An 11,841-nucleotide genomic window follows, 5' to 3' on the forward strand; every position below is an offset into this window, starting at 1 on the left:
TTCCACCTCTTTTTATAAAATAAATCCATATAGGATAATTGCTACAATAGTCATGGTTAAGCCAACAATACTTTCATAACCTGCCACTTTCATTCTGTCTGCCATACTCATATTCATAGCGTTGCGAGTAACATGAAAATAAGTTCCATGTGGTAAGTGGTCAATCACCGTAGCGCCAGTATGTGTCATCACTGCTGCAGCTATAGGTGCGACGCCAGTATTCAAGATTGCTTCTGAGAATGAACCAGTTGCCAAAATAACCCCTGTTGAAGTAGATGCTGTAGCGGCTGCCATTAAAGTTCCTGCAATTGGAGCAAGGAATGTGCCAGAAATGCCAGATGATTCTACTAAGGCAACTACTTGTGAAGGCAAGTCTGAAGCAGTAATCAATCCACCAATAGCACCTGCACCAATAATAATTAAAATGGTTGGTGTCATTCTATTTAAGCCAGCTGTACAATAATCCAGCAGCTTTTCTTTTTTCCCTAACGCCAGCGTACCGACAACTGCCGCAAAAGGCAAAATAAACAAGGAGTCAATGTTCAATTTTGTAAGTACATCTATTCCAAGCAATGCTCCTATTGGACTAATCATCAATAGAACAATAGCAATAATTGGAGTTATTAAAGCTTTAGATAAAGCCGGTAAATTGGAGACGTTTGCATTTTCTAGTTCTTCCGCCTCCTGATCTGTCACTTTCGTTCCTTTATACTTAATTAGCGATGCAAGGAATACTGTGACAATTACACCAAAAATAGCTGGAATAAGTCCCCCTATCATTACCTGGTTAACGTGAAGCTCAAATCCGCCTGCTGCAGCAATTGTATTAGGATTAGGAGATATAATATTTCCTGCTTTTCCCCCTCCGGATAAGGCAACTAAGACAGCAATCTTAGAATAACCCATTTTTTTTGCCACAGACAGAGCAATTGGTGCGACAATTAATACCGCTACGGGAATGAATACTCCTACCGCTGTAATGATCATCGTAGCTAATGCTAAAGATAGCATAGCCTTTGTCCCACCGAGTTTATCAACAATAAACTTGGCAATTGTTTCTGCTGCCCCAGATTCCATCATGACACCTGCAAAAACCCCTGCAGCAATAATACGGATAACTGTTCCTTGAACACTTTGAGTCCCTGACACTAAAATCGTAATTGTCTCTGAAAAATTAGCACCACCAATAAATGCTCCAACAATCGCCCCTAAAATAAGGGAATAAGTTGGGGATAACTTAAACAAAATTAAAATAATTGCCAGCGCCAAACCACATAAAGCTCCAATCCAACTAATCTCTAACCCAGCTGCCATAAATAATCCTCCTAATCTATTAATCTTGACAATAACGGTCTATTACATTCGAATCTTCCAAAAATCATCCTTTGTTCTGCCCTTGTTTGGTAATATTACTAAAATTGGTGTATACCCCTTATAAACCATTTGCAAATAGAACCACTTGAATACGGTTTCATTCTATTTCATTGTAAGCCCTTTAACAATTGATAAACCAACCAAATTTCCTTGTTCATTTGCACAAAAACTAAGTTAGGAATATATAAACAGTTTCTTTATCACCGTTATAAAAAGAAGAATTTTCTTCATGCAACATTACAATCTATCATGACTACTCTCTCGCTTACACTAAAATAATGTAAAAAAATCTTCCCTCCTACTAGAAAAATAAAAGAGAATATACTAAAGTTAGGAATATATAAAATTTTATCAATATTAAAATTAATTTTCCTTTAGCTATTCCAGCAAAGATTCTCTATAGAGAAACTGTAGAACACATTTCACAAATCTCTCCATAGTTCGTTTTTTTACCATGTTATTTCCTCCAGAAACGACAAATTTATATTTTTTTCGCCAAAATCCGCACATTCTATTGAATTATTCAAAAATGATATGTATAATAACCAATATCAATAGTTTGGCAGGTGATTTATCATCGATGCAAATGAAATGAAGAGATTTTTATCTCAGGTATACAATAAGATTTCAAAGGATTTGTTTGGTGCTGGAACGACATTATTGAAGGTAACGATTGATCAGAATGTGATTACACTTCAAGCGAAGCATCCACGTGCCCCCCGCTCTGCTGCTCTCGAAGGAGAAGTACCGAGCCTTAAACAAGAGGTTGACTTTCATCTGTCCTTACTTTTTAAGAAAAAGCTAAAAGAACAACTAGAAGAAACGACAAATTGGAATATTGAAGCGATTCTTAGGGATTATGATTCTTTCACACAGCTTGCTTTTACAAACATTGTATTAACTAAACATTAATCTTGGATTTCTTCTTGGATTTATCTAAGCAGAACGCCACTATATACAAAAGATAAGTTTAATCTTTGTTTACAAAGAAAAGACAATCTTAAGTAGAAGGATAATTCTATTTAAGCTTGTCTTTTTTTATTATTTAATAGCTTGCGAGAAAGATAGTTTCTTAAAGCCTAAAAAACAAAATCATTCGGAGGGTTCTAAAATGAAAATGAAAAAATTAGTTAGTGCAGTAGCCGCATCATCCTTTTTATTATTAGCAGCATGCAGTTCCGATGGCGCATCAGACAGCAAAGAAAAAAAAGAAAAGCTAGTTGTTTCCACTTGGGGATTTAATGAAGATTTCTTCCGCAGTGAAATTTATGCACCATTCGAAAAAGAGAACAATGTAGAAATCGTCTTAGATACAGGTAATAATGCAGACCGCTTAAATAAAGTGAGACAAGGAAATTCAGATGTTGACGTCATCTTTTTATCCGACTATTACGCCCAGCAAGGAATTGAAGATAATGTTTTTGAAACGATTGATCGCAGCAAGCTGACTAATCTAGACAATATTTATGAAACGGCTAAAGCTCCACTTGGTGAAGAGTACGGACCTGCCTATACCATAGCGCAATTTGGAATTGCTTATAATCCAGATGAAGTAGCAAAACCCGTTGCTTCTTGGAAAGACCTATGGAGTGCAGATTTAAAGGGAAAAATTACGATCCCTAGCATTACCTCTACAACAGGGCCAATGATGGTAGACGTGGCTTCTTTAGTTAGCGGTGAACAAACTTTTAGCGAAGATAAAGCCTTTGAACAATTAAAATCCTTAATGCCAAGCGTTGTAAAAGAATATGGTCAAACTTCTGAATATGTAAATATGTTTGCTCAAGGAGAAATTGCCGCTGGGCCAATCATGGAAATGTACTTTGCTGATTTAAAAGAAGCAGTCCCTAATGCTAAATTTGTTACACCTGCTGAAGGTGGATATGCCGTTATGAATACAGTAAACATCGTAAAAGGTTCAGACCAAAAAGAACTATCAGAAAAATTCATCAACTATATTTTAGGAAAAGAAGCACAAGAAAAATCAGCTAAAAATAAAGTAGATTCACCGGTTAATACGCAAGTCGAATTAACAGAAGAAGAAGCACAAGGGTTAACATATGGCGAAGAGGTAATCACCAGCTTGCACACATTAGATATGAAATTTATCAACGATAACTTAAAGGGCTGGATTGATCGCTGGAACCGCGAGCTAGTTCAATAATAGAAAAGAGGGTCATCATGAAAGAGAAGCTGATATTGGATGTAGACACTGGCATTGATGATGCAATTGGTATTCTACTAGCTGTAAAAAGCAAATCATTTGATATTCTAGGGATTACAACTGTTAATGGCAATGTCTCCCTGGATCAAGCAACAACAAACACATGCAAAATACTAGATTTAGTAAAAGCAAATCATATTCCAGTAATAAAAGGAGCTGCCACTCCCCTCGTACGAGCACCATTCTTCGAACATCGCATACATGGAGAAGATGGTTTAGGCGGAGCACTAAAGGAGACAGCTGTCACTCATCCAGTGAGTGATGGCTTCGCTCCTGACTTTTTAATCAATTCCATTTTAAGCTTTTCGGGCGAAGTAACATTAGTGTTTACTGGCCCCTTAACCAATTTAGCTTTAGCCGTGAAAAAATGTCCGCAAATCACGAATCACGTGAAAGAAGTTATTTTTATGGGCGGGGTTGTAAAGGGACCAGGTAATGTAACGCCAACTGCTGAATTTAACAGCTATGTTGATCCCGAAGCTGTAAAAATTGTTTTACATGCAGGCTTTCCTGCTATCACGCAAGTCGGATTAGATGTAACAAGAAAAGCATTATTAACGAAAGATCATCTTCAGTTAATAACGGATAAATCTTTACAAGATTATATTGCTCAAAGTACAAATGACTATCAACAAAAATATTTTAACCGGTACGGAGTCCATGCTTGCGCTATGCACGACCCGCTCGCTGTAGGAATTGCCCTCAACAAAGGCCTAGTACAAACAGAAAAGTATTTTGTCGATGTTGAAACAAGAAGTGAATTATGTGATGGTCAGCTCGTCTGTGATTTTCAAAATCGTCTACAAAGAGAAGCGAATTTGCATATTTCCCTACAAGTAGATGCTGATGCCTTCTTCCAGATGTTTATTGATATTTTGAATGGTCACTTTGAGGAAAGGGAGTGACGTCTTGAAGAAACGATATTTATATTTACTTTTACTGCCAGGAGTATTATTTTTAACGATATTTTTAGTAATACCTATTCTTTCAATGATGGGGACAACCTTTAATGAGGGAGGATCCTTTAGTTTGCAAGGATATATCGACTTTTTTAAGGATAAATACTTTATCGATATCCTTCTTACTACTTTACGCGTTAGTTTACTCACAACTTTTATTTGTATTTTAATTGGCTTTCCAGTTTCCTATTATATTGCGAAGCTTCCTAGCAAAAGAAAGGCGGTTCTCCTGTTATTCACGATTTTTCCATTGCTGACAAGTCCTGTTGTTCGTTCCTTTAGCTGGATGATTATTATTGGGAAAAATGGTGTGTTAAATAAAACGTTATTGAGTCTAGGGCTTATCCAAGAACCTTTAAATATTTTATATACGCCTAATGCAATTATTATCGGTTTAGTTCACCTTTTTCTTCCATTAATTATCGTAACGCTTGTTGGTGTAATGGAGAATATCGACAGTGATTTACTGCGTGCAGCAGAAAGTCTTGGTGCTTCCAAAATGGCATCCTTTATGAAAATCATTGTGCCATTATGTGTTCCCGGTCTTGTAATTGGAAGTATTTTAGTATTTGTGGGCAGCTTTACCGCATATACTACGCCTGCTTTGCTCGGTGGAAAACAACGGGTTATCTCCACTTTTCTTTATCAAAATGCAATTACCTTAAATGACTGGAAACTTGCCTCTATTGTGGCAACTATAATGATTATTTGTACCTTTATCATTATTACGATCATGAATGGTGTTGCGAAAAAACTAAATCCAAAGGGGTAAACGTGTATGCAGGAAAAACATAGAGGATTGGCCCTGTTTACGATCCTTGTTTTTATTTTTTTACTTGGGCCGCTTGTAATAATATCGATTACCTCTTTTGAGAGTGGAAGTATTCTGAAATTCCCTCCAGAAGAGTTTTCCCTTAGATGGTATGAGAATATTTTTAAAGTGGAAATGTTTTTAAGCACCTTTAAAACATCCATTATTGTATCCATAGCAGGAAACATTTTAGCATTACTACTTGGTGTACCAGCAGCCTATGCGCTTAGCCGCTTTAACTTTGCTGGCAAAGGGATCATTAATGCTATCTTCGTTTCTCCGATTCTTATTCCAGGAATCGTTCTAGGTTTCTCTTTTTTGCGTTATATTGTTGTGACCTATAACCTTCCTATTTATTTATCCTTATTTATCGGTCATACAGTCATCATGCTGCCATTTATTATTCGCGTCATTTCTTCTAGTCTGGCAAACTTTGATTTTTCCATAGAAGAAGCGGCACTTAGTCTTGGTGCGAATCGAATTGGTACATTCTTTCGTGTCGTATTGCCGAACATTAAATCTGGCATTATCGCGGCTGTCATGATTGCCTTTTTAGAGTCCTTCAACAATGTGGATATTTCGGTTTATATGACTGGACCCGGTGTCAGTACGTTCCCTATTCAAATGCTGCTTTATGTAGAGAATTATTTTGATCCTACTGTTGCAGCCATCTCTGTTCTATTAATGTTCTTAACTGCTATCTTTATGTTTGTAGTGGAAAGATTAATGGGATTGTCTTATTTCACGAAAAGATAATGGAGGATAAAAATGGCTTTATTTACTTTAGAAAATGTATCTGTTGCATATGAAAAGAAAAATATATTAGAAGATTTTAATTTAAGTATTGAAAAAGGACAGCTTGTTTCCCTGTTAGGTCCAAGCGGCTGTGGAAAAACAACGACATTGCGCTTAATTGCAGGATTTTTAGAAGCAAGTAAAGGAAAATTTATTTTTGAAGGTAAAGATTATACAAAGGTTCCTGTTAACAAACGAAATTTCGGCTTTGTTTTTCAAAACTATGCGCTCTTTCCTCATCTATCTATTTTTGACAATATTGCATTTGGCTTGCGATTACGAAAAATCAACAAAAAGGAAATCGAGAAACGCGTTTTAAATATGCTGGAGATCGTAAACTTAAGGGGATTTGAACAACGATTTCCCAGCGAGCTATCTGGTGGTCAAAGACAACGTGTGGCAATCGCAAGAGCTTTAGTAATCGAACCTGATATTCTACTATTTGATGAACCACTAAGTAATCTTGATGCAAACCTTAGAGTCAATATGAGAGTAGAGATTCGCAGAATTCAGCAAGAACTAGGAATCACTACTGTTTACGTCTCCCATGACCAAGAAGAATGCTTCTCGATTTCAGATCAAGTTGCCATTATGAATAAAGGAGTCATTGAACAGTTGAGCGACCCAGCGACCATTTATCAATATCCCGAAACAAAGTTCGTTGCTGACTTTATCGGCTTTAAAAACTTCATTTCTTTTGATAAACGGACAGATCACAAGGATCATATCGAACTTGAAAAGGCTGGATTGATCTTCAAGGTTGATCGACATGCACATATGGAAAATCACAATAAAAAAGTGGGCGCCATTCGTCCCGATGATTTTATGATGGAGCCAAGCACAGCTGCTATCCCAACGAATGGAATGAAGGGAATCATTAAAATTACGACATTCCTTGGCAGAAGCTATCAATATGTGGTAGAAACAGCCCTCGGTGATTTTACGATTAATAAAGAAATGGTTCAGCCATTTAAAAACGGACAAGAAGTAACGGTAATTATTCCACAGAATCAAATGGTACTAGTGGAATAGAGGAGGGTTTTTCGTGCAAGTAGATACACTCGTTTTGAACGGAATTGTGTTTAATAGTTATTTTAAACAATTTAGAAAAGAAAATATTGCGATTAAAGATGGAAAGTTCTTTTATATCGGAAAAAAGGGAAAAGAATTTTTCCAAGCAAAAGAGACGGTTGACGCTGATGGAAAGTATATCATTCCAGGCTTAATTGATATTCACTTGCATATTGAGAGTACGATGGTTACACCTGCAACCTTTTCATATGGATTAATAAAGAATGGAGTTACAACTATCGTCCCAGAACCCCATGAAATGGCCAATGTATTTGGAATTGCTGGGGTAAAAGAAATGATTAAGGCAAGCAAAAATGAAGTGGTCGATATGTTTTATGGCATCCCGAGCTCTGTTCCAGCTACTGCAATGGAAACGACCGGCGGCGCAATTGAAATAGAGGATATCGAAGAATTGCTGCAAACAGAGTCCATCAAATGCCTAGGCGAAATCATGAATTACTATGATGTTCTCACAAAGCCAGATTGCAAAACCAATCAAATTCTCGACTTTGTTCGCAGCAACTATCCTGAACTAATAATTGAAGGCCATGTTCCTAAGCTATTAGATGATGAGTTACAAGGAATTGCTTTTGCTGGCGTCGGCTCCGACCATACTCACCAGACTGTGGAAGGAATGATGGAAAGAATTGCAATTGGCATGTTTTTAGAAATTCAAGAGAAATCGATGACAAAAGAAGTGATCGACTATCTCAGTGCAAATCCAGTTAAAGAACATTTTTGTTTTGTGACAGATGATGTAATGGCAGATTCTTTTCAAAGAAGAGGCCATTTAAATGTCTTGCTAAAGAAAGCTATTGCTATGGGAATGTCCATAGAGGACGCCATTTATGCTTGCACCTATACTCCTGCACAGCGGATGAGAATGTATGATAGAGGCGTTATCGCCCCAGGCAAAATAGCTGATTTTGTAATGGTGAGTAATGTCGCAGACTTTTCCATTGATGCTGTATATAAAAACGGCCAAAAAGTTTTTGAGCGAGACCTCCCTTATGTGCAGAGAGCGGTCTCCAAACAATTTCCTGCCCCTTTCTATGAAAGTGTAAAGCTTGCTCCCTTAAAGGCAGAGGATTTTGAAGTACCTATCGAAACAGAGAAAAAGAGTGTCACTGTTCGAACGATCCATGTACAAAATGGCTCTACTTTTACAGAAGAAAGACAAGATACACTTGCAGTGGAAGCAGGAAAATTACAATGGATGAATAGCGCTTATTGTTTAGTTAAAACATTTGAACGCTATGGGAAAAATAACAATCAAGCACATGGCTTAATCGGCGGTGATATTTTAAAAAAGGGTGCTGTTGCCACCACCTACTCCCATGATAATCACAACTTATTAGTAGTCGGGAAAAATAAAGCAGATATGCAGCTAGCTGCAAATGAAGTCATCAAAAACCAAGGCGGCATCTGCTGTGTCTATAACGGAAAAATTCTCTCCATGGTGCCACTACCAGTTGGAGGCATTCTATCGGAAGAACCTTTAGAAGTCATAGCATCACAAGTAGAAGAATTAACAGATGCTTTAAAGTCATTAGGTTACGAACATTATAATGTAATCATGTCATTAAGCACCCTGTCCCTGCCAGTAAGCCCAGCACTAAAAATAACAGACCACGGCTTAATTGCAGTAAACGAAGGCAAAGTTGTTTCCTTTGAAGTACTGGGGAGATAGAAGGAGTTTTGGTATAAGAGTGAGTTGGATTTCTATTGCATTTTGGTGAATTTAAATAGATTAGGCTTCTAAAAAAGACCTATAAACCCTTTTTTAGAAGCCTCATTTTACAATTAATAATATTGATATAATAGCATTAATCTCATGAAATTAAAGTTTATACCTCTTGTGATTTTTTATCAAAAAATAAATTTAGATCGGTTTTATCTGTATCTTCTGCTAAGGCATTATGTATACTATTCTGTAATAATTGCATCTTTTGTTTTTCAAAGAAAGGAACACTAATAACATTGGTTGTCCCTGATTTTTCAATTGTAAGTATAGTTTGTACACCATTCCCAGCAATCCCTATACCTATTAGGAGTATAATCAATCCAAAAATACTGGAACTTAAAGAACCTAATCCTATAAAAAATATAAATAGTCCTAAAATAATGCGTTTAATATGATATTTTGATGATAATATAGCCCCAGAAATATTTTTTAATGGAATGCTTTGTTGATCTTTTCCTGCTGGAATAAATCCTAATATTGTGTTTGATAGATTTGTTTTCACAAACCTACTATCAACTTCGACTTTTCCCTTAATCCAAAAGAATAATAAATTCATCGAGAATACTACTTCTTTCATTTTCCCATCTCCTCTTATTAATTTCTAACAATAGTACAATATTATCATAAAATGAAATTAAATAGTATTCACTTCGGGGATTATAGTTAATTATACCCATGTAATTAGACTTATTATTTTAATAAATTGAATGGAGGTTACAAAAACATTCGAAATAGCTCCGGAAAGCATGATAATTAACTGGAAAAATCCAGTGCAACGTCGCATTTTAATGATAGACCATTTTCAACTCATTACTTTAAGTCGTACTTTACTAGTTTCGAACGTCCCTATGTTTCCTACCAAGAACTTGCTATAATGGAAGTAAAGTTAAAGATTACTTAAATTATACATGTATTGGTGATGATTTTTATGAACAGGATATTATGGGCTACTTTTATTTTTGTTGTGTTATTTGCGGGACTGGCAATAGGCAGTTCACTGGAAGTGTTAAATCAAACCACTATCAATGGCATTTTCTCCATCCTTCTTTCTGTTTTTATTATGTTTCTATTAGATAGCTTCTTGCATCTGCTGTCTAATGGTGAAACAAGCTGGAAAAAGAAGCATTATAAAAGTTTGTTAGAATGGGTTGATGATGGAGGAAACGGCGGCAGAAGGCTGGAACAAAACCTTTTGAAAGACATTAAACCGAAGTATAATCTTATAGACAACCTTGAGCTTATCAAACAGGCATTCACTAAAATCGAGAAGGAAAAAAGAGAACTCTTACTAGCTTACTTTAAGGCACAAAGAAACTCAGTTTCCCTTCCTGCCACCATTATGGCCATTTTATCTACTCTATTCGCTGGTATCCTGTTGTATTTTATTCAACACCCAGAGATATTCCGTATAGAAATTAGCGTAAATGCTGACTTTGCTTTCATTGTACAGCTATTTACTTGGATTTTCTTTTTTATCATTGTGATGTATCATCTTGTCAAAATGAATAAAAGAGCATCCACCAAAAATGAACTATTTATCGAAATATTGGAGAAACTAAAGGACTGATTGTGAGAACGGGGGAAATATGGATACTATTACACATACTTTATTTGGTATAGGAATCTATAAAAGTGTTAATAAAGAAAAAATGACTAGAAAAGAAAAATATGCCCTGCTTGTTACATCAATAGGTGCCAGCCAAATCCCTGATATTGATGTTATCTCCCAGCTCTGGGACACTACAGGGCAGTATCAGATGTGGCATAGAGGCATCACCCATTCTATTTTTCTAGCTCCTATATGGGCTTTAATCTTTTACATGATCAATCGTTTCGCTTTTAAAATAAAAGGAATTCAATCATATTATATTGCACTTCTCGCCGTTTTCATCCACAATACTAGTGATGTATTCAACGCATGGGGAACAGGTTATCTCGAACCATTTTCATCTGTTCGTTTAACTTTTGGAACAGTTCCGATTGTTGATTTAGTGATATGGTTTATCTTTTTATTAACCTTTATTGGTTCCAAAGTGTATCCTAAAATAAAGCCACATGTATTATTCCGTATTGGCTGGATTCTAATTGTACTTCATATCGCTATCCAATCTCTTCAAGGTGCTGTTTTATATAAAAACTATCAAAAGGATTATCAGGATGTTGCCCTGTCTGCCAGCTTTATCCCTTGGCATTTTACCATTATCGGAAAAAATGCTGATACGGTCGATATCATGAATGATTCCCTTCTAACAAAAGCTAATTTTGTGGATAGACTTACTTCAAGCGATGAAGTGGACCTTGATTACCTATTTGCAGAAAATCCTGCAGCTGCAACATTATACAGATGGTCACCATTTGTAGTTGTAGTAGATGACGACAATCGAATCGGCATTTATGATCCGCGCTTTTACCGAAATGGAGAATCTTTTTTGGGAGAGTATTTAGATAAATAATGTTTTCCATTGATAGCTATCGAAATAAGCTTGGACTGGTAACGATTATCTTGAAGAAGCTCACTGATGGCCCATACATGGATCTTCAGCAGGAGTATTAGATTTAGCCGTAAATGAGAAAACTCGTTATTTTCTTCGGAAAAATGGGATCACTGTAAAAGTGAAAAAGTTGAGGTCATCTTTTTTCCAATTGTGATCAAGTTCAAGTAAAGCTAAATGGAAATAGGATACTATTAAAGTTTGATGAAAACTTTGGTTATTTTGTTACAAATGTAGCTGCAACAGATCCCTATCAATGCTTTGGGAGGCTAAGTAGTCGAGCAAGAATTATTCCCTGTTTTTTCCCCTGCCCAATTAAAATTAGATATATGGGAAATTCCAGAAATTTTTAAGAATGTACTAAAATCAGT

General features: G+C 36.1%; 11 protein-coding genes. 9 read left to right on the top strand and 2 right to left on the bottom strand.

Annotated features, from left to right (window positions below):
• Positions 1-12 precede the first annotated feature (12 nt).
• Positions 13-1,314 (bottom strand): GntP family permease, encoded by a 1,302-nt coding sequence (locus tag BCI01S_RS08415; protein ID WP_047944422.1) that lies wholly within the window; start codon positions 1,312-1,314, stop codon positions 13-15.
• A gap of 651 nt (positions 1,315-1,965) precedes the next feature.
• Here BCI01S_RS08415 and BCI01S_RS08420 point away from each other — a divergent pair.
• The 7 genes from BCI01S_RS08420 (at position 1,966) to BCI01S_RS08450 (ending at position 8,924) form a co-directional block, all read left to right on the top strand.
• Positions 1,966-2,286 carry a Na-translocating system protein MpsC family protein gene (locus tag BCI01S_RS08420; RefSeq protein ID WP_047944423.1) on the top strand — a complete coding sequence of 107 codons (321 nt, stop codon included), beginning with the start codon at positions 1,966-1,968 and terminating at the stop codon, positions 2,284-2,286.
• A 205-nt stretch (positions 2,287-2,491) separates the two neighbouring features.
• Complete coding sequence (locus BCI01S_RS08425; protein WP_047944480.1) at positions 2,492-3,538, top strand: ABC transporter substrate-binding protein; 1,047 nt, start codon at positions 2,492-2,494, stop codon at positions 3,536-3,538.
• Positions 3,539-3,555: 17 nt separating this feature from the next.
• Positions 3,556-4,503, top strand: coding sequence for a nucleoside hydrolase (locus BCI01S_RS08430; protein ID WP_047944424.1), 948 nt, complete (start codon positions 3,556-3,558; stop codon positions 4,501-4,503).
• A 4-nt stretch (positions 4,504-4,507) separates the two neighbouring features.
• The gene (locus tag BCI01S_RS08435; protein WP_061798090.1) at positions 4,508-5,329 is read left to right on the top strand and encodes an ABC transporter permease; all 822 of its coding nucleotides are present in this window, start codon (positions 4,508-4,510) and stop codon (positions 5,327-5,329) included.
• A 6-nt stretch (positions 5,330-5,335) separates the two neighbouring features.
• A complete protein-coding gene (locus BCI01S_RS08440; protein WP_047944426.1) occupies positions 5,336-6,124 on the top strand; it encodes an ABC transporter permease in 789 nt (262 codons plus the stop codon).
• 12 nt (positions 6,125-6,136) lie between these two features.
• Entirely contained in the window at positions 6,137-7,195 is a 1,059-nt protein-coding gene (locus BCI01S_RS08445) for an ABC transporter ATP-binding protein (RefSeq protein ID WP_047944427.1), read from the top strand.
• 13 nt (positions 7,196-7,208) lie between these two features.
• Positions 7,209-8,924, top strand: a complete 1,716-nt coding sequence (locus BCI01S_RS08450) for an adenine deaminase C-terminal domain-containing protein (protein WP_047944428.1) — start codon at positions 7,209-7,211, stop codon at positions 8,922-8,924.
• Positions 8,925-9,081: 157 nt separating this feature from the next.
• Here BCI01S_RS08450 and BCI01S_RS08455 read toward each other — a convergent pair whose 3' ends face one another.
• A complete protein-coding gene (locus BCI01S_RS08455) occupies positions 9,082-9,555 on the bottom strand; it encodes a hypothetical protein (protein ID WP_047944429.1) in 474 nt (157 codons plus the stop codon).
• Positions 9,556-9,906: 351 nt separating this feature from the next.
• On the opposite strand from BCI01S_RS08455, the gene BCI01S_RS08460 reads away from it, so the two are divergent.
• On the top strand, positions 9,907-10,545 hold the full coding sequence (locus BCI01S_RS08460) for a hypothetical protein (protein WP_047944430.1): 639 nt from the start codon (positions 9,907-9,909) through the stop codon (positions 10,543-10,545).
• Between the two features lie 19 nt (positions 10,546-10,564).
• A complete protein-coding gene (locus BCI01S_RS08465) occupies positions 10,565-11,431 on the top strand; it encodes a metal-dependent hydrolase (protein ID WP_047944431.1) in 867 nt (288 codons plus the stop codon).
• Positions 11,432-11,841: the final 410 nt, after the last annotated feature.

This window comes from Niallia circulans NBRC 13626 (assembly GCF_001591585.1).
GTDB lineage: Bacteria > Bacillota > Bacilli > Bacillales > Cytobacillaceae > Niallia > Niallia circulans.

Bases quoted from the DNA above. Each gene is read 5' to 3' on its own strand.
- BCI01S_RS08440 (WP_047944426.1), top strand. From the start codon at position 5,336: ATGCAGGAAAAACATAGAGGATTGGCCCTGTTTACGATCCTTGTTTTT.
- BCI01S_RS08430 (WP_047944424.1), top strand. From the start codon at position 3,556: ATGAAAGAGAAGCTGATATTGGATGTAGACACTGGCATTGATGATGCA.
- BCI01S_RS08455 (WP_047944429.1), bottom strand. From the start codon at position 9,555: ATGAAAGAAGTAGTATTCTCGATGAATTTATTATTCTTTTGGATTAAG.
- BCI01S_RS08415 (WP_047944422.1), bottom strand. From the start codon at position 1,314: ATGGCAGCTGGGTTAGAGATTAGTTGGATTGGAGCTTTATGTGGTTTG.
- BCI01S_RS08425 (WP_047944480.1), top strand. From the start codon at position 2,492: ATGAAAAAATTAGTTAGTGCAGTAGCCGCATCATCCTTTTTATTATTA.
- BCI01S_RS08420 (WP_047944423.1), top strand. From the start codon at position 1,966: ATGAAGAGATTTTTATCTCAGGTATACAATAAGATTTCAAAGGATTTG.
- BCI01S_RS08465 (WP_047944431.1), top strand. From the start codon at position 10,565: ATGGATACTATTACACATACTTTATTTGGTATAGGAATCTATAAAAGT.
- BCI01S_RS08460 (WP_047944430.1), top strand. From the start codon at position 9,907: ATGAACAGGATATTATGGGCTACTTTTATTTTTGTTGTGTTATTTGCG.
- BCI01S_RS08445 (WP_047944427.1), top strand. From the start codon at position 6,137: ATGGCTTTATTTACTTTAGAAAATGTATCTGTTGCATATGAAAAGAAA.